Annotated in this window: 21 protein-coding genes; 12 read left to right on the top strand and 9 right to left on the bottom strand. The window is 64.2% G+C overall.

The window, feature by feature from the left end; translation table 11 throughout:
• Positions 1-13: 13 nt before the first annotated feature.
• The 6 genes from fghA to O1Y97_RS07530 all read right to left on the bottom strand — a co-directional run bounded on the left by fghA (position 14) and on the right by O1Y97_RS07530 (position 6504).
• Positions 14-847, bottom strand: coding sequence for an S-formylglutathione hydrolase (gene fghA, locus O1Y97_RS07555; RefSeq protein WP_183262517.1), 834 nt, complete (start codon positions 845-847; stop codon positions 14-16).
• A gap of 202 nt (positions 848-1049) precedes the next feature.
• Positions 1050-2177, bottom strand: a complete 1128-nt coding sequence (locus tag O1Y97_RS07550; protein ID WP_183261328.1) for an S-(hydroxymethyl)glutathione dehydrogenase/class III alcohol dehydrogenase — start codon at positions 2175-2177, stop codon at positions 1050-1052.
• A gap of 59 nt (positions 2178-2236) precedes the next feature.
• Positions 2237-2884: a glutathione S-transferase family protein gene (locus O1Y97_RS07545; RefSeq protein WP_318763627.1), complete on the bottom strand. Its 648-nt coding sequence runs from the start codon at positions 2882-2884 to the stop codon at positions 2237-2239.
• Between the two features lie 10 nt (positions 2885-2894).
• On the bottom strand, positions 2895-4661 hold the full coding sequence (locus O1Y97_RS07540; RefSeq protein ID WP_318763626.1) for a 2Fe-2S iron-sulfur cluster-binding protein: 1767 nt from the start codon (positions 4659-4661) through the stop codon (positions 2895-2897).
• 43 nt (positions 4662-4704) lie between these two features.
• Positions 4705-5610 (bottom strand): aromatic ring-hydroxylating oxygenase subunit alpha, encoded by a 906-nt coding sequence (locus tag O1Y97_RS07535; RefSeq protein ID WP_108606740.1) that lies wholly within the window; start codon positions 5608-5610, stop codon positions 4705-4707.
• 27 nt (positions 5611-5637) lie between these two features.
• The gene (locus tag O1Y97_RS07530; RefSeq protein ID WP_318763625.1) at positions 5638-6504 is read right to left on the bottom strand and encodes an aromatic ring-hydroxylating oxygenase subunit alpha; all 867 of its coding nucleotides are present in this window, start codon (positions 6502-6504) and stop codon (positions 5638-5640) included.
• A 244-nt stretch (positions 6505-6748) separates the two neighbouring features.
• Between O1Y97_RS07530 and O1Y97_RS07525 the strand changes: the two genes are divergently transcribed.
• The 11 genes from O1Y97_RS07525 (at position 6749) to O1Y97_RS07475 (ending at position 18469) form a co-directional block, all read left to right on the top strand.
• The gene (locus tag O1Y97_RS07525) at positions 6749-7519 is read left to right on the top strand and encodes a GntR family transcriptional regulator (RefSeq protein WP_318763624.1); all 771 of its coding nucleotides are present in this window, start codon (positions 6749-6751) and stop codon (positions 7517-7519) included.
• A 46-nt stretch (positions 7520-7565) separates the two neighbouring features.
• A complete protein-coding gene (locus O1Y97_RS07520) occupies positions 7566-8660 on the top strand; it encodes a BMP family ABC transporter substrate-binding protein (RefSeq protein ID WP_318763623.1) in 1095 nt (364 codons plus the stop codon).
• A gap of 87 nt (positions 8661-8747) precedes the next feature.
• A complete protein-coding gene (locus tag O1Y97_RS07515) occupies positions 8748-10289 on the top strand; it encodes an ABC transporter ATP-binding protein (RefSeq protein WP_108606736.1) in 1542 nt (513 codons plus the stop codon).
• Entirely contained in the window at positions 10273-11340 is a 1068-nt protein-coding gene (locus tag O1Y97_RS07510; RefSeq protein WP_108606735.1) for an ABC transporter permease, read from the top strand. Before O1Y97_RS07515 ends, O1Y97_RS07510 begins: the two co-directional genes overlap by 17 nt.
• A complete protein-coding gene (locus O1Y97_RS07505; RefSeq protein WP_318763622.1) occupies positions 11340-12260 on the top strand; it encodes an ABC transporter permease in 921 nt (306 codons plus the stop codon). The genes O1Y97_RS07510 and O1Y97_RS07505 overlap by 1 nt, the downstream gene beginning before the upstream one ends.
• Before the next feature lie 26 nt (positions 12261-12286).
• A complete protein-coding gene (locus O1Y97_RS07500; RefSeq protein ID WP_318763621.1) occupies positions 12287-12760 on the top strand; it encodes a hypothetical protein in 474 nt (157 codons plus the stop codon).
• Between the two features lie 173 nt (positions 12761-12933).
• On the top strand, positions 12934-13773 hold the full coding sequence (locus O1Y97_RS07495) for a MurR/RpiR family transcriptional regulator (RefSeq protein ID WP_318763620.1): 840 nt from the start codon (positions 12934-12936) through the stop codon (positions 13771-13773).
• Positions 13774-13803: 30 nt separating this feature from the next.
• Complete coding sequence (locus O1Y97_RS07490) at positions 13804-14913, top strand: ABC transporter substrate-binding protein (protein ID WP_404801271.1); 1110 nt, start codon at positions 13804-13806, stop codon at positions 14911-14913.
• 111 nt (positions 14914-15024) lie between these two features.
• Positions 15025-16770: an ABC transporter permease gene (locus O1Y97_RS07485; RefSeq protein WP_318763619.1), complete on the top strand. Its 1746-nt coding sequence runs from the start codon at positions 15025-15027 to the stop codon at positions 16768-16770.
• A complete protein-coding gene (locus tag O1Y97_RS07480; RefSeq protein ID WP_318763618.1) occupies positions 16767-17864 on the top strand; it encodes an ABC transporter ATP-binding protein in 1098 nt (365 codons plus the stop codon). The genes O1Y97_RS07485 and O1Y97_RS07480 overlap by 4 nt, the downstream gene beginning before the upstream one ends.
• Positions 17864-18469 carry a histidine phosphatase family protein gene (locus O1Y97_RS07475; RefSeq protein ID WP_108606729.1) on the top strand — a complete coding sequence of 202 codons (606 nt, stop codon included), beginning with the start codon at positions 17864-17866 and terminating at the stop codon, positions 18467-18469. The genes O1Y97_RS07480 and O1Y97_RS07475 overlap by 1 nt, the downstream gene beginning before the upstream one ends.
• A gap of 394 nt (positions 18470-18863) precedes the next feature.
• Here the strand turns inward: O1Y97_RS07475 and O1Y97_RS07470 are convergent, their stop codons facing one another.
• Positions 18864-19259 (bottom strand): c-type cytochrome, encoded by a 396-nt coding sequence (locus O1Y97_RS07470; protein ID WP_318763617.1) that lies wholly within the window; start codon positions 19257-19259, stop codon positions 18864-18866.
• A gap of 265 nt (positions 19260-19524) precedes the next feature.
• Between O1Y97_RS07470 and O1Y97_RS07465 the strand changes: the two genes are divergently transcribed.
• Complete coding sequence (locus tag O1Y97_RS07465; RefSeq protein WP_108606727.1) at positions 19525-20364, top strand: DUF2189 domain-containing protein; 840 nt, start codon at positions 19525-19527, stop codon at positions 20362-20364.
• 101 nt (positions 20365-20465) lie between these two features.
• Here the strand turns inward: O1Y97_RS07465 and O1Y97_RS07460 are convergent, their stop codons facing one another.
• Together O1Y97_RS07460 and O1Y97_RS07455 are read right to left on the bottom strand one after the other, a co-directional pair.
• A complete protein-coding gene (locus O1Y97_RS07460; protein ID WP_108606726.1) occupies positions 20466-20936 on the bottom strand; it encodes an aminoacyl-tRNA deacylase in 471 nt (156 codons plus the stop codon).
• A gap of 114 nt (positions 20937-21050) precedes the next feature.
• Positions 21051-21434: a cytochrome C oxidase subunit IV family protein gene (locus O1Y97_RS07455; protein ID WP_318763616.1), complete on the bottom strand. Its 384-nt coding sequence runs from the start codon at positions 21432-21434 to the stop codon at positions 21051-21053.

Genomic DNA, 21434 nt, shown 5'->3' with positions numbered 1-21434 from the left:
CGACTTTCGCCGCTCAGCCCAGACGGGCAGCATGCCACCGCAAATGGTCGTCCATGAAGGTGGAGATGAAGTTGTAGGAATGGTCGTAGCCTTCCTGCATGCGCAGGGTGAGCCCGATGCCAGCCTTCTTGCAGGCCTCTTCAAGCAGCCACGGCCGCAAGCCCTCCTGCAGGAAACCGTCGGCCGAACCCTGATCGACCAGGAACTCGGAAAAGCGCTTGCCGTCCTCGATCAGCAGCGTCGTGTCATAGGCGCGCCAGGCAGCTTCGTCTGAGCCGAGATACTTCTCCAGCGCCGGCTTCGACCAGCCCGCCGTCGAAGGCTGTGCGATCGGCGCGAAAGCCGAGCAGCTCTTGAAGCGCTCGGGGTGCTTCAGGGCGATGGTCAGCGCGCCGTGGCCGCCCATCGAGTGGCCGAAAATCGCCTGGCGTGACATGTCGGCCGGGAAGTTCGCCGCAATCAGCGCCGGCAGTTCTTCGGTGACGTAGGAGTACATGCGATAGTTTTTCGCAAAGGGCTCCTGCGTCGCATCGACATAGAAGCCGGCGCCGGAACCGAACTGCCAGTTGTCCTTTTCGTCGGCCACGCCTTCGCCGCGCGGGCTGGTATCGGGGCAGACGATGATCAGACCGAGTTCGGCGGCCAGGCGGCGGTACTCGCCCTTGTCCATGACATTGGCGTGCGTGCAGGTGAGACCCGAGAGATACCACAGCACCGGCACCGGACCATCCTTGGCCTGCGGCGGTACGAACACGGCAAAGGTCATGTCGCAGGCGCAGGCCTCGGAGGCGTGCGAATAGACGCCCTGGACACCGCCATGCGACTTCGAGGTGGAAACGGTCTTCATCTGCTTTGCCTTCTCGTCAAACAATTCCGCCCGGCATACCCTCGGCGGACGGGGGCTGCAACGCTCAAAAAGATGCCGGCGGCGCGGCCGAGAGGTCGTGGAACCCTCGAACGCACCGCCGGCCGACGCCTGGCTTGGGGAACATGCGGGCAAGCTGGGAGGCTTAAAAGACCCGCAACAAGGCCCAGGCGCGGTTCCGTTTTTAGTAGACCACGACGCTGCGGATGCTCTCGCCGGCATGCATCAGGTCAAAACCCTTGTTGATGTCCTCGAGCTTGAGCGTATGCGTGATCATCGGGTCGATCTGGATCTTGCCCTCCATGTACCAGTCGACGATCTTCGGCACGTCGGTGCGGCCGCGCGCGCCGCCGAAGGCGGTGCCCTTCCAGGTCCGGCCGGTGACCAGCTGGAACGGCCGCGTCGCGATCTCCTGGCCGGCACCGGCGACGCCGATGACGATCGATTCGCCCCAGCCGCGATGGCTGGCCTCGAGCGCCTGGCGCATCACCTTGACGTTGCCGGTGCAGTCGAAGGTGTAGTCGGCGCCGCCGATCTGGTCGGCACCCCGCTTGGTCATGTTGACGAGATAGGGAACGATGTCGCCCTCGACCTCCTTCGGATTGACGAAATGCGTCATGCCGAACTTTTCGCCCCAGGCCTTGCGCTCATTGTTGAGGTCGACGCCGATGATCATGTCGGCACCCGCCAGGCGCAGACCCTGCAGCACGTTGAGGCCGATGCCGCCGAGGCCAAAGACGATGGCCGTTGCGCCGATCTCGACCTTGGCGGTGTTGATGACCGCACCGATGCCGGTGGTCACGCCGCAGCCGATGTAGCAGATCTTGTCGAAGGGCGCGTCGGGGTTGACCTTGGCCAGCGCGATCTCGGGCAGCACGGTGAAGTTCGAGAACGTCGAGCAGCCCATGTAGTGGAAGATCTTGTCCTTGCCGATCGAAAAGCGCGACGAACCGTCCGGCATCAGGCCCTGGCCCTGCGTCGAGCGGATCGCGGTGCACAGATTGGTTTTCCGCGACAGGCACGACGGGCACGAGCGGCATTCGGGCGTGTAAAGCGGGATGACGTGGTCGCCCTTCTTGAGCGAGGTCACACCCTTGCCGACGTCGACGACGACACCCGCACCCTCATGGCCGAGGATCGCCGGGAAGATGCCTTCGGGATCGGCGCCCGACAAGGTGAATTCGTCGGTGTGGCAGATGCCGGTCGCCTTGATCTCGACCAGCACCTCGCCCTCGCGCGGCCCTTCGAGGTCCACCTCCATGATCTCGAGCGGCTTTCCGGCTCCGACGGCGACTGCGGCGCGGGTTTTCATGTCTTTCTCTCCCAACAACAGGTAGGCGCCGGGCATTTCGTCCGGCGGATTATCGAACTTTAGGCAGCCTTGGCCGGCCCTGCGGGGAACACGCCCGACATGACGCTGAAACCCTTGAGGCGCTTGACGCGGTCGCACCAGCGGCGGATCGCCGGATAGTCCTGTCTGGGGATGCCGCCCTCTTCCGACAGCATGATGTAGGGGAAGCAGGCGATGTCGGCGATGGTCGGCTGGGATGCCGAGCAGATCCAGTTGCGCCCTTCCTGCTCGCCGAACCACAGATGTTCGTCGAGGATGCGGAACAGCCGATGCGCGCCCGCGCGGGCCGCCTCGACGTCGAAGTCGTAGAACAGCGCGTCATGCAGCCGCGCCGCGGACGCGGTGCCGGTGATGCCGTCGGCAAAGGCCAACCACTGGCTGATTTCGCCGAGCAGCGCCGGGTTGTCGCGTGGATACCAGGTGCCTGACGCATCGTATTTCGAGGCGAGGTAGACCAGGATCGCCTGGGCATCGCGCAACACCAGCCCGTCGTCGTCGATGACAGGAAGCTGGCCCAGCGGATTGATCTTCAGGAACCAGTCCGACTTGTGCTCGCGGCCGGGATAGAAGTCGACGGGAACGGTCTTCCAGTCGACACCGAGCATGCCCATCAGCAGGCGCAGCTTGTAGCAGTTGCCCGACAGTTCGTAGTCATAGAGCGTGATCATCGGAGAACTCCTAGAGGTCGAGTACAAGCCGCGCCGACTTGGCACGCGACACGCAGGTCATGATCTTGGTGCCGGACTTGCGCTCGGCATCGTTGAGGTAGACGTCCTGGTGGTCGGGCTCGCCTTCGATGACGGTGGCCAGGCAGGTGCCGCAGGCGCCCTGCTCGCAGGACGACGGCATGTCGATGCCGGCGTCGCGCATCACCTCGAGGATCGTCTTGCCGGCAGGCACAGTCAGCGTCATGCAGGAGCGCGCCAGCGCGACCTCGAAGCTGGTGCTGTCGTCGATGATATTGGTGTTCTTGAAGTATTCGAAATGCACCGCCGTCTCCGGCCAACCCATCTCGGCAGCGATATGGCGTGCCGCCTCGAGCATCGGTCCGGGGCCGCAAAGATAGACATGCTTGTCCGGGCCGTAGCCGCTGAGGATCTCGCGCAGCATGGCGCCCGTCTGGTCGGGCGAAAGACCTAGATGCGGCTTCAGCGAGGCGCCGAGCGTGCTCGTCTTCTCGGGGAAGGCCAGCTGTGCCTCATTCTGCGCGAAATAGTGCAGCTCGTGCGCAAGGCTCTGGTTTTTGAGTGCCTGGGCCATTGCCAGCAGCGGCGTGATACCGATGCCGCCGGCGATGAACAGCGTCTGGACCGCGTCGCGGCGCAGCGGGAAATTGTTGCGCGGCTCGGAGATGGCCAACACGTCACCTTCACGCACCGTCTCATGCAGGCAGGTCGAACCGCCCTTCGAGTCGCGCTCGAGCTTGACGCCGATGACATAGCTGTCGCTCTCGCCCGGGCCGTTGGTGATCGAATATTGCCGGATCAGGCCGTTCGGCAGGTGCACGTCGATATGGGCGCCGGGCTGGAAGGTCGGCAGCAGACCCTTGATCGGCCGGAGCTCGAAGCCGGCGATGCCGTCGGCCGCCGGCCACTTCCGCGCCACCTGGACGCGGATCGTCGCCTTGCGGCCGTGCTTGGTTTCCTCCGGCATCTCCGCCAGTTCGGGCGAGACGCGTTCGATGATCGGCTCCAGTGGTGCCGGCGCGGGCTTGTGCGCAGCCTCGGCTTCGACCGCGACGCGCAGTGCGGAGAGAAGTTCGTTGTGGTGGCGCAGTGCGGCGAGACGGGCGGCACCTTCGACCTTGCCGTCGAGCACGCCGCGGATCACCGAACGGTTGGAATCGACCGGCTGGACGAAGAACACGGCGAGCGTCGCAGCACCACCTTCGACCGCGCGCAACGCGACGGTGAAATCGTTCGAAGCCTCGACGGCGACTTTTGCGTCCTTGCCGTCAAGGGCTGCGTTCGGCTGGAAGCGATAGCCCTTGAGCCTGGCTGCCACGACATCTGCCGGCGCGTTGACCGGGATGCCGCGCAGGGCGAGCAATTCGCCTTCGGCCAGGCCCGGAACTTCGGGAACCTCGCCTTGCGGCTCCTCCGCCGACCAGACCAGGCCGTAGCGCTCCACCGCCGCAAAGGTGCGGTTGGTGATGGTGCGGGCCGGCGCATCGGCCGGATGGGCGGGGATGTAGGTGCAGCCGGCCGTGCGGTTCGAATAGCGCCAGCCATGGTACTGGCACTTCAGCTCGCGGCCGTCATTGATGCCGATCGACAGGCGCACGCCGCGATGCAGGCAACGGTTCTCCCAGATATTGACGTAGCCATCGTCGGCGCGCCAGACGGCGAACTCGCGGCCGAGCAGTTGCCCGTGGAAGACGTGGCGCAATGGCAGGTCGTAACCCGCGGCGATGGGATGCCATCTGGTCTTGGCTAGGTCGAGCATATGTTCCTCGCTGATATCTTGTCGGTTGGCGCCTTGAGGGCGCTCAGGTGGCGGCGGGGATGACCCCGTAGGTCACGCCCTTCTGGCTCAGCCACCGGCGGTAGGCGATGGCCGACTTGTCGGCACGGATCGGTGTTTCGGCACGCGGATCGAGCGGCAGCCGCTTCGGGAACTGATTTTCCAGGATCGGCTTGTCCTGTCCGAAGATCGTCTGCTGGAAACGCTTGATCACCTTGTCTTCATTGTCCTCGTCCAGCACGCACAGCATCATGTGGGCGCGGACATGCTCCTGGTCGACCGGTTGCAGGAACACGGCAATCACGTCGAGACGGCTCTCATCCAGGGGGCTCGATTTGTAGAGCACCGAGCAATAAGGATGCGGCACACGGTAGATGTAGTCGACATCGGCGCCGCCGTCGGAGGCAGTCGATGCCATCGGCTGGAAGAAGCGGCAGCGTGTGGCCAGGATCTCGTCGCGGTCGACCGAGATCTCGACGTCATACTCCTTCACCTCCGTATGCGGTTCGGCGCCGAGGATGTCGGTGTGGACATAGGGGAAGTGGCCCATGTCGAGGAAATTCTCGATGGCTCGCGGCGCCGAGACATTGACCCCCAGCGTCGCGGCATTGAGCCTGCGCCGGTCGGCCTCGGCATATTCGGGGATCGGGAAGATATCGGCCGGCGGGTTGCCCAGTGAGGTCCAGACATAACCGTAGGCGATCTTGACCGGCAACGTGCCGCCGAGCGCGGCGATGTCGACGGGATTGTCCGCTGCAAGTTCCGGACGCGAGCGCCACACGGCTGCCTTGCCGGCGCTGTCGGCGGCGAGGCTGAGCCGCTCTTCGAGCAGGACGGTGTCGACGACCACGCCCACCGGCAGTTCCGAAACGGCCGCGAGCGGGTGCCAAAGGTCGAGGATCACCTGATCCGTGCATCTCGTCTGGGTCATATGAGGTTCCTTCCTAAGGGCGCGGGTTCACATCCGCGCCGGTATCGCACCATAGGTGACAGACTTGTCGCGCAGCCAGCGCCGGTAAAGGACGGCGACGGCATCCGCACGGATCGGAGTTTCAGCGCGCGGGTCGAGCGGCAGGCGCCTCGGCACCTGGTTTTCGAGGATCGGCTTGTCCTGCGCGAAGATCAACTGCATGAAGTTTCGGATTCCAGCCTGGTCGACGCCGTCCTTGAGGTAGCAGAGGAAGGGGTGAGCGACGCAATTGTCCTCGTCGACGGGCTGGACGAACAGGGTGATCACGTCGAGCCGGGCCTTGTGCACCGGGTTGCTCTTGTAGAGCGCCACCGTATAGGGCCGGATCACCTTGTAGACGTAGTCGACGATGAAGCCCTCCTTGGCCGTCGGCGAGGCAACCGGCTGATAGAACTTGCATTCGGTCGCAACCAGTTCGTCGGCGGCCGTCAGTTCGACCTTGTAGGGCGCGACTTCCGTGTGTGGCTCGTCGCCCAGCCAGCCTGTATGGACGAACGGAAAATGGCCCATGTCGAGGAAGTTTTCGACCGCCCGAAGGCCCGAAACCTTGACTGCGATCGACCCGCCGGTAACCAGGTAGCGGTCGCCCTCTTCCGCCTCCGGCACGAACACGATATCGCGCTCCGGTGTGCCGAGGCATGCCCAGAGAAAGCCGTAGCGCTTGATCGAATTGACCAGCGCACCGGTATCGTTGCGGACCACTTCCTTGTTGTAGCGGCCACGGCAATGGATGGTGATGTCGACGCCCAGAAGGCGGGTCTGGAACGGCTCGGCGGCCGACAGGTTCGTGAGGTCGGCGACCACATGCCAATCGTTGAGAAGAACTCTGTCGCTACAAAGGGCAGCTATGCTCATCGCACCCTCCCTGGCTAGCACTTCCCCATGAACCTAGCTCTTTTATGGCATTATTGGAAACACAAGATTGGATATCAATCAATGGAAATTTGCATTGCCATGTGAGAAAGTTGGTTGACAGGCCGAAAGGATTGACTACCGATATGGGAAACGTAACTCGGGATATGCGGCACATCAGGTGCAGCCAACGCCGGTGCGTGACCGCTGAGCAAGCCAAAGTGCGCTGGTGGGGGAGGAAGGTGCCATGAGCAGTCGCTCGCAGGCCATTGCCGACATACTGACGCGGGCGATCATCGATCACCGGCTGGTGCCCGGCTGCAAGCTCGGCGAACGCGAACTGGCCGAGATTTTCGACGTCAGCCGTATCGTCGTCCGCCAGTCGCTGATCCGGCTGACCGATGACGGGCTCGCCCAGATCGAGCGCAACCGCGGCGCCTTCGTTGCCCGCCCGAGCATGCAGGAAGCGCTGGAGATCTACGACGCGCTGACGCTGGTCGAGCAGGGCGTCGCCGCCCAGCTCAGCGATCGCCTCGGGCCTGCCGGATGGGCCGAACTGCGCCAGCATGTCGAGCGCCAGCGCCAGGCCGTGGCTTCCGGCAACGACGCGCTCGCCGACGTGCTCGGCCAGGAATTCCACACCGTTTTCGTCCGCCTCAGCCGCAACAGGGTGATGCAGGAGATCCATGCCCAGCTGGTGCGCCGCACCACGCTGCTGCGTTCGCTGATCACCGCCGATTTCGACTATTGCAACCTGCTCGACGACCACGCCCGCGTGATAGACCTGCTCGAAAAGGGCCGGCTCAAGCCGGCGATGGAACTCATCGACGCGCATCACCGCTCCGTCGTGCGCGGCTACATCATGGACCGGCAGGTATTTCCGGAACTGACGCCGCGCGAGGCGCTAGAGCCGTATCTCGACGGCAAGGCCGGCGAAGCGCCGAAGCCTGCACCACGAAAAAAGACGGGAGATAACGGTGGAGCGGGGGCGCACGCCCACGTCCACGCCGCTAAATAGACCCGGCACGAAGCCGGGCGCCGACTACCAACAGAGGGTTACCACCATGATCAATCTCACCAGACGAAAATTCCTGCAATATTCCGGCGCTGCCGGCGCAGCTATCGGCACCGGGGGCTGGGCTGGCCTCGCCAGCGCCCAGGAGCCGCTCAAGGTCGGCGTTGTCTACGTCTCGCCGATTGCCGACATCGGCTGGACCAAGCAGCACAGCCTGGGCGTCGACGCCATCAAGGCGGAATTCGGCGACAAGGTCGCGCTCACCGTCATCGACAACATCTTCATGCCCCAGGACGCCGAGCGCGTGTTCCGCGAACTCGCTGCCTCCGGCAACCAGCTGATCTTCGGCACCTCGTTCTCGCACGGCACGCCGATGCAGAAGGTGGCGCCGCGCTTCCCGAAGGTCGCCTTCGAGCATTGCTCGGGCATCGTCCACCTCGCCAATCTCGGCACCTTCGAGGCCAAGTATTACGAAGGCACCTTCGTTGCCGGTGCCGCCGGCGCGCATATGAGCAAGTCGGGCAAGATCGGCTTCATCGGCGGCTTCCCGATCCCCGACATCGTCGGCCCGGCCAATGCGTTGCTGCTCGGCGCCCAGAGCGTCAATCCCGACATCACCTGCAATGCCATCTTCCTCAATTCCTGGTTCGATCCGGGCAAGGAAAAGGAAGCCGCCAACACACTGATCTCGCAAGGCTGCGACGTCATCTGCTCGATGACCGATACCGCAACCGGCGTGCAGGTGGCGGGCGAAGGCGGCGCATGGTCGATCGGCTACGCCAGCGACATGGCCAAGTTCGGCTCGGGCAAGCAGCTCACCGCCTTCACGCTCGACTGGTCGAGCGACTATGTCGGCGCCGCCAAGGGTGTGGCTGCCGGCACCTGGAAGCCGGAAGCACGTTGGGACGGCCTTGCCGGCGGCGTGGTCAAGATGGCGCCCTACAACGAAGCCATCCCTGCCGACGTCATCGCCAAGCTCAAGCAGCTCGAGGCCGACATCGGCTCGGGCAAGGTCCATCCCTATGCCGGCGAACTGAAGGACCAGGACGACAGCGTCAAGGTCGCGGCCGGCAGCGTGCTGGCCGATGCCGACATCCGCGGCATGAACTGGTTCGTCAAGGGAATGATCGGCAAGCTCGGCTGATTTCCGCCCCACGCTAGCAAGTCCACCGGGGCGCAGGCTCCGGTGGCTATGGCTGCGCATCGTCCAACCCATATGGCAGGACCGGCTATGCCCCCACGCCTCGAATTGCGCAACATCACCAAAAGCTATCCCGGCATCGTTGCAAATGACGACATCTCGATGTCGATCATGCCGGGCGAAATCCACGCCGTGCTCGGTGAAAACGGCGCCGGCAAATCGACATTGATGAAGATCATCTACGGCGCGGCCCAGGCCGATTCCGGCGAGATCTACTGCGACGGCAAACCCATCGCCGCACACACGCCCGCCACCTCGCGGGCACTCGGCATCGAGATGGTGTACCAGCACTTCGCACTGTTCGAATCCGTCACCGTGGTCGAAAACATCGCACTCGCCGTATCCAACACCTTCGACCTCGATGCCCTTGCCCGCCAGATCACCGAGCTGTCGAACCGCTACGGCATGCCGATCGACCCCCACCGGCGGGTGCACGACCTCTCGGTCGGCGAGCGCCAGCGCGTCGAAATCGTACGCTGCCTTCTGCAGGCCCCGAAGCTTCTGATCCTCGACGAGCCGACCTCGGTGCTGACGCCACAGGCGGTGGTCAAGCTGTTCGAGACCCTGCGCCAGCTCGCCAGCGAAGGCTGCTCGATCGTCTATATCAGCCACAAGCTCGACGAGGTGCAGGAGCTTTGCGACACGGCGACCGTGCTGCGCAACGGCAAGGTCACCGGCACCGCGCGGCCCAAGCAAAGCACGTCGCTCGAACTCGCCCGAATGATGGTCGGCGCCGAGTTGCCCGAGATGCATGTCAGCCCGTCGGTGCCGAGCGAAAAGCCGGTGCTCGAGGTGCGCGGACTCACCGCCCCTGCCCGCGACAAATATGGCGTCGAGCTCAAGAACGTCTCCTTCGAGGTGCGCGGCGGCGAGATCGTCGGGCTTGCCGGTGTGTCCGGCAACGGCCAGGCCGAACTGATCTCGCTGCTCAGTGGCGAGCGCACCCACGGCAATGCCCTTTCGATCCAGATCGACGGCAGGGCTGCGGCCCATCTCAACGCCAGCGAACGGCGCAAGCTAGGCATGGCGTTCGTGCCGGAAGAGCGGCTCGGCCGCGGCGCCGTGCCTCCGCATGCGCTGTGGCAAAATGCGGTCCTGACCGCCCATCGCACCGGTCTGGTCCGAAACGGCCTCGTCGACCGCAAGGGAGCAAACAGCTTCGCCGCGAAGATCATCGAGCGCTTCAAGGTCAAGGCCAACGGGCCGCAGGCGAGTGCCCAAAGCCTGTCGGGCGGCAACCTGCAGAAATTCATCGTCGGCCGCGAAATCGCGCTCCAGCCGAAACTGTTCCTGGTCGCCCAGCCGACCTGGGGCGTCGATGTCGGCGCCGCAGCCTTCATCCGCCAGACGCTGGTCGATCTCAGCCGGTCGGGCGCGGCCGTGCTGGTGATATCGGAGGAACTCGACGAGCTGTTCGAGATTTGCGATCGCCTGCTCGTCATCTGCCAGGGACAGGTTTCGCCGCCGCTGATCAGGACAAAAACCAACCGCGAGGAGATCGGCCTGTTGATGACCAAGGTCGACCGCGGCAACGGCACCAACGGGAGAGGCGAAGTTGCGGTACAGGATTGAACAAAGACCGGAACCATCCGCCAGGATGCGGGTGGCGGCGCCGGTCATCGCGACCGTGCTTACGCTTGTCGTCGGCTCGCTGTTATTTGCCACGCTCGGCTATGACCCGCTGGTGACGCTGCAGGCCTTCTTCATCGCCCCGCTCAACTCGTTGAACGGACTTTCCGAGTGGCTGCTCAAGGCGTCGCCGCTGATCCTCATCGCCTGCGGTCTGGCCGTCGGCTTTCGCGCCAATGTCTGGAACATCGGCGCCGAGGGACAGCTGATCGTCGGGGCGATCGCCGCTTGCGGCGTCGGCCTGTTCTATCCCAACCCCGAGAGTCCCATCCTGCTGCCGCTGATGTTCCTGGCTGGCGCCTGTGGCGGCATGGCCTGGGCCGCCATCCCTGCCTTCCTCAGGGCGCGGATGAACACCAACGAGATCCTGGTCACCCTGATGCTGACCTATATCGCCACGCTTCTGCTGTCGTGGCTGGTGCATGGGCCGTGGCGCGATCCGGCAGGCTTCAACTATCCGCAGACGGCGCTTCTGTCGGCTGCCGCGATGTTCGAGCCCTTCGACTATGCCTACCGTCTCAACGCCTCGGTCTTCATCACCGTGGTCGCTGTGTTCCTGATGTGGCTGTTCACCGACCGCAGCTTCCTCGGCTACAAGATGTCGGTCAGCGGCGCGGCCCCCCTGGCGGCACGTTATGCCGGCTTCCGCGAATCCTCGGCCGTCTGGATCGGCCTGCTTGCCGGCGGTGCTGCCGCTGGCGTCGCGGGCATGGCGGAGGTGGCCGGGCCGCTCGGACAGTTGTCGCCGCAGATCTCGCCCGGCTACGGCTTCGCCGCGATCATCGTCGCCTTCATCGGCCGCCTCAATGCCTTCGGCATCGTGCTCGGCGGGCTATTGATGTCGCTGCTGTTCCTCGGTGGCGAGGCAGTGCAGATGAACCTTGGCCTGTCCGCAGCATTGACGCGAATATTCCAGGGCATATTGCTGTTCTTCCTGCTCGCCGCCGACTTCTTCATCTTCTATCGACTTCGCCGCATTCCGGAGCACGCCTGATGGACCTGTTCATTGCCATCTTCACTGGTACCATCATTGCCGCCACGCCACTGATCTTTGCCGCCCTCGGCGAGTTGGTCGTCGAGAAATCCGGCGTACTCAACCTCGGCATCGAAGGCATGATGCTGATCGGAGCCGCCTTCGCCTTCTGGGCGGTCATTGCCGGATTGCCCATGCCCATGGCGATCATCGCCGGCGCGCTCGGCGGGGCCGCCGCCTCGCTCCTGTTCGGCGTACTGGCGCTGACTTTCCTCACCAACCAGTATGCGGCGGGGCTGGCCCTTGCCATCTTCGGCTCCGGCGTCTCCGCCTTCCTCGGACGCAACTTCGGCTCGGCCCCGATCGACGCGCTCGACCGGATGAGCATCCCGTTCCTGTCGGACATTCCCGTCGTCGGGCCGATGCTCTTCCGCTTCGACCCGATGGTCTATTTTGCCATTGTCATGTTCTTTGTCATCAGCTGGTTCCTCTACCGCACCAAGGGCGGCCTGATCCTGCGCACCATCGGCGAGTCGCCCGAGACCGCGCACGCCATCGGCTATCCGGTGATCAGGATCCGCTATCTCGCCGTGCTGTTCGGCGGCCTGATGGCCGGGCTTGCCGGGGCCTATCTGTCGGTCGCCTATACCCCGCTCTGGGTCGAGAACATGACCGCCGGCAAGGGCTGGATCTCGCTGGCGCTGGTGGTCTTCGCCACCTGGCGGCCGTTGCGCGTGCTGCTCGGCGCCTGGCTGTTCGGCGGCATGACAATCCTGCAGCTCCAGGGCCAGGCGCTGGGCATTGCCGTTCCCTCCGAACTGCTCTCGGCCCTGCCCTATCTCGCGACGATCGTCGTGCTCGTGATCATCTCGCAGAACCGGCAGATGCTCGCACTGCACTTCCCGGCATCGCTGGCGAAGCCATTCCGTCCGGCGACATGAGCCGCCGGCAGATAGAGAAGCAAGACATGATCACTGCCGAAAACCCGTTCCCCAACGACCCGGACCGCGCCGCGATCTGGGAGATGCTGGTGCGCCGCGACATCACCGCCTTTGTCGGCCAGGACTGGGCGATGGTGTCGGGCGATTTCGACGAACACCGCTTCCTCGGCGTCCATGCCCACAACTCGGCCAACCCCGACGACTGGAGTGCTGCTTTCCCGACGCTATCTGTCTATCGCGACGAGTGGCTGCGCCAGGCGGCGCAGACGGCTGCCACCGCCTATGCCGAGCCGCTCGCCGACGCCATCTTTCGAGCCACGCGCCTGGCCGAAATCGACATCACGGGCGACGTCGCCGTGGCCCGCAAGAAGTTCGACGGCACCATTCGCCGCGCCGATGGCAGCGACGACCGGCTGAACTGGCAGACGCTCTATTTCTGCCGCAAGGCTGGCGATCGCTGGAAGATCACCGGTTTCGTCGGCTATATGGAATACAGGTGAGCCACTTCGAGGGCTGCTGATCGCCCGGTCTGCTCCCATAAGGCGCCCCTTCGGGCGCCTTTTCTTTTCCCTGCCCATCGGCCTGCAAGATTAGAAAAGTCGATCTTGCACACGTTTGCACTTGACTGCAAGATACCTTGCACTATAAGAGTCAAGTGCAACATGGATGCAAGATGATGACTCTGCTGGATCGCATCAAAAGCCATTCGACCCGCCTCACCGAGGCCGACCAGCGGCTCGTCTCAGCCTTGCTCGACAACGCCGCCGAGGCCGCCTTCCTGTCGAGCGCCCGGCTTGCCGAACGCGCCAGCGTGCATGAGGCGGCGACCACCCGCCTCGCCCAGAAACTCGGCTTCAAGGGCTATCCCGAATTGCGCTCGCAATTGCAGCGCGAACTGGTCGAGAGCCAGGATGCCGCCGAGCGCATGCGCCGCTCCGTCGCCAAGGTCGAGCATGGCGACTTCCTGCTCGACCTGATCGGCACCGAGATCGCGGCCCTCGAACACCTTCGCCTTGCCGTCACCCAGGACAGCATCAACCGCGCCGCCGACATGATCGTCGAGGCCAAGCGCATCTTCCTGTTCGGCCAGGGCCACGCCCAGTCGATCACCCAGTTCCTGCGCCGCAGGCTCGACCGCTTCGGCATGTCCCCGGTCGTGCTCGAGGGCCGCGGCCGCGACATCGCCGAGCGTGTCGTCGGCATGCGCGAGGGCGATCTCGTGCTCGCGCTCGCCTTCCGCAAGCAGCCGACCAGCTACGCGCCGCTTGTCGAACATTGCCATGCCCAAGGCGCGAAGGCGGTGCTGGTCACCGACCTTGCCGGCACCATGATGCAGCCGGAAGCTGACCTTGTGCTGGCAGCACCCCGCGGCCGATCGGGCAGCGAGTTCCAGACGCCGACGGTGCCGTTTGCCATCGTCAACGCCATCCTTCTGACCATTGCCGGCCGCCACCAGCCCCGCGTCATGGGCGCGCTGGAGCGGCTGTCGGGTCTGTTCGACGAATTCGATTGAGAAACCTGGGAGGGAAATATGCTCAAGTCGATGAAATGGGCGCTGTTTGCAGCAGCCGCCATACTGCCACTGGCAGCGAGCGCTGCCGAGCTCGACACCATGAGCACGGCCGAGCTGCTGCCGCTCGCGCAGAAGGAAGGCAAGGTCACCGTCTTCTCGCTGTCGAGCCGGATCGCCAAGGTCGAGAAGGCATTTGAGGAAGCCTATCCCGGCATCGACCTCGTCGGCGTCGACATGAGTTCGGTCAAGCAGATCGCCCGTGTCGTCGCCGAGCAAACCGCCGGCGTCAACGCCGTCGACGTGCTCTACATCGCCGACACGCCTGTCGTGTACGAGGATCTGGTGAAAACCAATCGCATCGTGCCCTACATCCCGCCGCGCGTGGCTGGAGAGCTCGCCGACGAGCACAAAACCCCGCTGCTGACCCAGCGCCTGTCGACCAAGGTGCTGATGTACAACGAGGCGGCCAACCCGAATGGCGCGCCGGTCAACAATGTCTGGCAACTGACCACGCCGGAATGGAAGGGCCGCGTCCTGATGGTCGACCCGATGCAGCGCGGCGAATTGCTTGACCTTCTCGTCGAGTTCTCGTTGCGGCCCGACGACATGGCCAAGGCCTACGAGGCACAGTTCGGCAAGCCGATCGCCGTCGACAGCGACCTCCAGGGTGCCGGCGAGCAGTTCATCCGCGACCTATTCGCCAACGACCTCGTGCTGGTGCCCAACAGCGACGCCATCAACAAGGCCATCGGCGACAAGACGACGGCCAATCCGCCGGTCGGCTTCGCCACCTATTCCGACCGCCGCGACAACGAAAAGGAAGGCTGGGCGTTGCAGGTTGCCAACGACGTCGCGCCCTCCAATGGCATTCTCTTCCCAGCAGTCCTTGCACTGGTCGACAAGGCGCCAAGCCCGGCTGCGGCACGGTTGCTGATCGACTTCATGATGGGCGACGACTCGGCCACTGGCGGACCGGCCTTCGAGCCCTTCAACGTGCCGGGCGACTATGCCGTACGACCGTCGGTGAAAGACAGCCCGGATTCAGTGCCGCTCAAGGACCTCAAGGCCTGGCGCATCGATCCCGTGAAGACTGCCGCCGCCCGCAAGCGCATCGCCGACCTGGTGCTGACGCTGCAATGACTGCGGCCGGACCGGCGCCTTGGGGGAGGCGCCGGTCCGTTCCCTTTGCCTTGCTGCCCGCGTCGCCACGGTCCGGTTGCCCCGCGCTTCAATTCCGCGAGAAAGAATGTCATGTCCGCCGTTGCAACATCCGTGTTGTCCCGGAGAGGCTTTTTGCGCTCCGAAACGCTCGTACCCGTCGTCCTGATCCTGGTCGTCGGCGTCCTGGTCATCGCGCCGCTGGTCAAGATCGTCCTGTCGACGCTGACCGTTGAAGGCCTCGATGCCTGGCAGGCGGTGCTTGCCAGCAAGATGTCCGAGAACCTGTGGTGGCGTCCGCTATGGAACACCGTGCTGCTCGGCATCGGCGTCGCCGCAGGATGCGTCCTGATGGGCGGCTTCCTTGCCTGGCTGGTCGTGCTGACCGACGTTCCCGCACCGAAGACGCTCGGCCTGCTCGCCACCCTGCCCTTCATGATCCCGAGCTTTGCCGCAGCCCTTGCCTGGGGCGCGCTGTTCCGCAACAGCCGGCTTGGCGGTTCGGTCGGCTTCTTCGAGGCCAACGGCTACATCGTGCCCGACTGGCTCGCTTGGGGCCTGCTGCCGACCCTGATCGTGCTGATCGCGCATTATTATTCGCTGGCCTTCACCGTCATTTCGGCGGCGCTGAGCTCTGTCGGCGCCGATCTCGTCGAAGCGGCACAAGTCGCCGGCGCCAGGCGTTCGCGCATCTTCTTCGGCATCATCCTGCCGGTCGTCACCCCCGCGCTCGTCGCCGCAGCCTCGCTCACCTTCGCCGGCGCGGTCTCCAACTTCGCCGCCCCGGCCCTGCTCGGTCTGCCGGTCAGGATGCAAACTCTGTCGACGCGCCTGTTCGGCATGATCGAGACCGGCCAGACCGAACGCGGCTTCGTCATCGCACTGCTGCTGATCATCGTGTCGGCGTCCTTCCTGTGGCTCGGCGAGCGCCTGGTCGCCGGCCGCAAGAGCTATGTCACCGTCACCGGCAAGGGCGGGCGCACCAAGCGCTTCCCGCTCGGCAAATGGCGCTGGCCGCTGTTCTGCGTCGCCGTGCTGATGTGCGCACTGACGACCTTCCTGCCGGCAGTCATCCTCACCGCCTCGAGTTTCGCGCTGCAGAACGGCTCGCTCTTCTCCAACTGGACGACGCATTTCTGGATCGGCGAAGGCGGCACCGACATGGCGCAGGGCCAGGCCGGCATCTTCCGCAACCCCGTACTGATCGAGGCTTTGTGGATGACGCTGAAGCTTGCCGTTACCGTGGCATTCACCACCATGGCGCTTGGCCTGGCGCTGGCCCACACCATCGCCCGCAACAAGGGTTCGGTGCTCGCCACCGTCCTCGGCCAGGTGTCGTTCACCCCGATCCTGATCCCGAGCATCGCCTTTGCCGCCGCCTACATCGCACTGTTCGGCGCACCCATCGGCCCGCTGCCTTCCCTCTACGGCACCTTCCTGCTTCTGGTGCTGGCAGCTTCGGCGCATCTGCTGCCCTACGCCGTGCAGTCGGGCCGCTCGGTGCTTGGCCAGATCTCGGCCGACATCGAAGAGAGTGCCCGGCTGACCGGCGCCGGCTTCTTCCGCCGCATGGGCGCCATCATCATGCCGCTCGCCATCCGCGGCCTGCTAGCGGGTGCGCTGCTTGTGTTCGTCAAGATCGTCCGCGACCTGTCGCTGGTGGTACTGCTGTTCACCTCGACCTCGCCGGTCCTCAGCATGCTCGCCTACCGCTACGCCGCCGAAGGCTTCATGCAGTTCGCCAACGCCATCACCATGGTCATCCTCGTCCTCTGCGTCGTCGCCACGCTTCTGGCGCACCGCCTGCAGAACCGCGTCCAGAAGTGGAAATCCGCATGACCTCGCAACACGGCACATCCGTCCCGGCGATCGCGATCCGCAACGTCACCAAGCGTTTCGGCAACTTCACCGCCGTCGACAATGTCGACATCTCGGTGCCGCAGGGATCGTTCCTGGTGCTGGTCGGCCCGTCCGGCTGCGGCAAGTCGACCTTGCTGCGCATGCTGGCAGGACTGGAAACGCCGAGCGAAGGCGAGTTCGCCTTCATGGGCCGCACCGTTTCCGACGGCACGCGCGGCCTCGTCGCCGATGCGGGCGCCCGCGATGCCGGCCTGGTGTTCCAGAGCTACGCGTTGTGGCCGCACATGACGGTCGCCGGCAACATCGAATGGCCGCTCAAGGTGGCGAAATGGAGCAAGGCCGACCGCACCGCCCGCGTCGACGAAGTGCTCGGCCTTCTCGGCATCTCCGCCCTGAAGGAGCGCTACCCCGCCGAAATCTCCGGCGGCCAGCAGCAACGCGTGGCGATCGCCCGCACCATCGGCCCCAAGCCGAGCATCCTGTTGTTCGACGAGCCGCTGTCCAATCTCGACGCCAAGCTGCGCATCGAGATGCGCAGCGAACTGATGCGCATCCACCGGGCCACCGGGGCAACCTCTGTCTATGTCACCCACGACCAGGTCGAGGCGATGACGATGGCGAGCCATGTCGCCGTGCTGAACAACGGTCGCGTCGAGCAGTTCGGCGCGCCGCTCGACCTGCTGGAAAACCCGCGCACCACTTTCGTCGCCACCTTCCTCGGCACGCCGCCGGCCAATCTGATCGAAGTAACAAGAAGCGGCGACGGACTCGTCTACGATGGGTTACGGCTGGCCGATGCCAGGCGGGCCGAAACGCAAGACGGGGTGCAGCTTCTCTATCCCGCCCACGGCCTGATGGTCGGCGACGTGCCGGGTCGGCCGGCGATCACCGCGCGCTTCGAAGAGGCGGCGCCAATCGCAGGGCGCACCATGGTGACGGCCTTCTGCGGCGGCAAGCGGCTTACCGCCATGGCCGACGGCTACTTCCGCGCCGCGAGCGGCGACACGATACGCCTCAGCTTCCTGGGGGAGCCGAGTGCGGTTTTTGCAATGACTGGTGAAAGGATCGACTGATGAGATTGATAATGGTGCGCCATGGCGAGACCACCTGGAATGCCGAACACAGGCTCCAGGGCCACGACAACGCGCCGCTGTCTCCACGGGGCATCAGGCAGGTCCAGCGTTTCATCGATTTCGCAAAGGCCATGGAGCCCGACCATGTCGTCGTCTCCGATCTTGGCCGCACGCGCCAGACGGCCAGCCTGCTCGGCTATGGCGATGCCCCGCTCGACCCGCGTTTGCGCGAGATCGACATGGGCACCTGGACCGGCCGCGTCAAGCACGAGCTCGAAGCGGAGCGTCCGCACGAATATCTGGCCTGGCGCGCCGGCACCTTCACGCCCGAGCGCGGCGAGCCTTGGGCCGATTTCTGTGCCCGCATCGTCGACGGATTGAGGGACTGCCTGAGGAAATGCAACGGCGACACGCTTGCCATCGTCCATGGCGGCGTCATCCGTGCGGCCTGCCATGCCTTCCTGGGGCTTCCGCCCTCGCGTGTGGTTCCGGTGACGCCGGGTACCGCGACGATCCTGAGCTTCGATGCCGCCGACGCGCCGACCGCGCGGCTCGAAGCATACAACATCGCAGCCGTCACGCCCGATTTCGATGCGCCGGATTGAGGTGTCTTGCTAGACGCCGACGGCTGCATTGCGGCTGAGCGCGTACCGATCGGAAATCAGGGAAGCTCGCGGCGAAAGGAAAATGTCGCGGCTTCCGAGGGTCCCCCAAGAAGCCGCAGTTTCCCCCCTCACAGAGGCACTAATAGCTAGATTATTTAAAACGCTGGCCTGCAATACAGAGCTTGCTCAAAATGCTGTGCCGCCAATTGCAATGTTTCGTCCGACATACGTTATGAGTTGTTAGACGTTTGGTGCACCGAAGCTACCAACACCATTCCAAATTCTGCAGCATCCCCCGTTTGGAGTATGCCGCCCAAAAAATAGGCATTATTCGCAGCTCCGCCGCTGCAGCGACGAGCCGCCGTGATGCCAGCACAGGCAACCGACCTGGCTGCTACTTCGAAGATTCCTCGATATAGGCGATCACATTGGCGATGTCGGCATCGTCCTTGAGACCGGGGAAGGCCATCTTGTTGCCGGGCACCTTTTCCTTCGGCGCCTTCATGTAAGCGGCGATGTTGGTCTCGTCCCAGACGAGACCGCCGGCGCCGGCCTGCTTCATGGCATCGGAGTATTTGGCTTCGAAACTGGCGAGCGTGCCTGCAGTACGGCCAACCACGCCGTGCAGGGAGGGGCCTATCTTGTTCTTGTCGACCGCCAGGTCATGGCAGGCCATGCATTTGCTGAACACCTTCTTGCCGGCGGCTGCATCGCCTGCCGCATGGACCGGATTGTTGGCTAGAACCGAAGCTGCAAGAAGGGCGGATGCGCCCCATGCCGTCAGTCTCATGGCTATCTCCTAAGTCAGGTCGGCGCTCCACGTCGACGCGAGCGATACTATCCCCGGCTGTGGTAACGCGCCATGCTCCATTGCGTTGCAGCTTCTGGAGCCTGCAGGACCGCGAAATCGGAGGCGTGGTGCGGCAGGGGCGACAAGGGCCGCGATGATTGCTATCATCGTCCACGGTGCAGGTCGCGGTTCGCGTGACCAGTCACGCTGGACGGCAGCACCGCAAGCCGCGACCGAACCGGGCCCGATCTCGGAGGAATGGTTAATGGCAAGTTTCCATGTCTACGCAGCAGGAACCGGCAGCAACGTCGAACACCCCGCCATACGCCGGATAGGGGTTTCGGATGTATTTGACGCGCTTCGCCGCGGATTTGAAGACTTTTGGGACAAACCTTCACACTACGTCTTTTTATGTCTGATCTATCCGGTGGTCGGCGTGTTCCTCATTACATGGACCTCCGGCGGCAACGCTCTTCAGCTCATCTACCCGCTGATGACGGGCTTCGCCCTGCTCGGCCCGTTCGCCGCGATCGGCCTCTACGAGATCAGCCGCCGGCGCGAACAGAATCTGGATACCTCCTGGTGGCATGCGCTCGACGTCCGGAATTCGCCCGCCATGCCGGCGATTGCCGTGCTCGGCATCATGCTGATGGCGTTGTTCATTGCCTGGTTGTTCACCGCGCAGGCCTTGTTTTCATGGCTGTACGGCGACAGTGCTCCAGCGACCTTCTCCGGTTTCGCCAGCGACGTGCTGACCACCCAGCGCGGCTGGACGCTGATCATCCTCGGCAACGTCATCGGCTTCGCCTTCGCCCTCGTCGCGTTGAGCACGACGGTCATCGCCTTCCCGGTGCTGCTCGATCGTGACATCGGTGCTTATGCCGCCGTCGAGACCTCGGCGCGCGCGATCATGGCCAACCCGATACCGATGCTGCTCTGGGGCCTGATCGTCGCTGTCGGTCTGGTCATCGGCACGCTGCCGCTGCTCGTCGGACTGGCAGTGGTTCTGCCCGTGCTCGGCCATTCGACCTGGCATCTCTACCGCAAGGTGATTGAAGCCGCGCCGGTACCGGCGCCGGTCAACACCGCAGGCAAGCGGGCCTGACCAACTCATCGCCGGTGGCGCCCAGCCGCCGGCGCATTTTCTCTCTCGAAAAAACTTCGCCCGCCCTGATGAGGGGCGGGCGTTGAAGTATCCGGCCCCTGTCAGGCCGGGTGGCTGAAACGGGCGACTTGCGCGCCCTGCAGCAGGTTGCGGAAATCGCCGCCACTGACATGCACCAGCGTCTTATGATCGCCGCCTTCGAAATAGACGTCGCCCTCCGCGCCGAAGCTTTCGTCGAGAATGACGGGCACGTCATAGGCAGCACCGACCGGGGGCACGGCGCCGATATCGCAGTCGCTGAACAGTTGCCCGACCTCGTCTTCTGAGGCGAGCCCGAGCCGCTTGCCGAGCACGTCCTGCAGGGTATTGAGTTCGACCCGGTGGCTGCTCGGAACCACGGCCAGCGCGTAGCCCATTTCGTGGTGGAGCAACACCGGCTTGGCAAGCCGCCTGCCCGGAATGTGCGCCGCCTGCGCCGTCTGGCTGCTGGTCGAGGTCCGGTGATGGGCAACGGTATCGAAGGGGATACCCTTGCCGGCCATGTAGTCTTGCAATTTCCTTGCGATCGTCATTTTGGGCGTCCTTCTGTTGGGGGTGATCCTCGAAGAACGAGAAAACTCATTCTCCTCCCATCAGTTTTCCTGTCAACGAAGAACGCGCCGGCGACATGGAGCGGCCGGCTGCCGTTACGGCCCGGCGCCGAAGGACAGCACCCGCGTGATTTCGGTGTAGCGCGACTCGACCACCATGATCGCCACGAAAACCAGGATTACCAGCGGCGGCACGATGATTGCATAGGACAGCGCCAGCCGTTCCCAGGCCATGTGCATGAACACGGCAACGATCAGCCCGGCCTTCAGCATCATGAAGATGAGGATCAGCGCCCAGCGCAGATAGCCGTGAACGCCGAAATAATCGACGGCGTAGGAGCAGGCGCTGAGGATGAAAAGCCAGCCCCAGACGACGAGGTAGAGCTTGATCGGGTGTTGCTGCCCCTCGGCATGGGTAGCCGCGTGAGCGGCTGCGGCGTGCTCGTGCAGCCCATGATCCTGCGCTTCGACCTGTGCCAT

Source organism: Aminobacter niigataensis (assembly GCF_946995915.1).
Taxonomy (GTDB): Bacteria; Pseudomonadota; Alphaproteobacteria; order Rhizobiales; family Rhizobiaceae; genus Aminobacter; species Aminobacter niigataensis.
The sequence above is the reverse complement of the archived record's forward strand: the minus strand, read 5'-3'. Positions and strand labels throughout refer to the sequence as shown.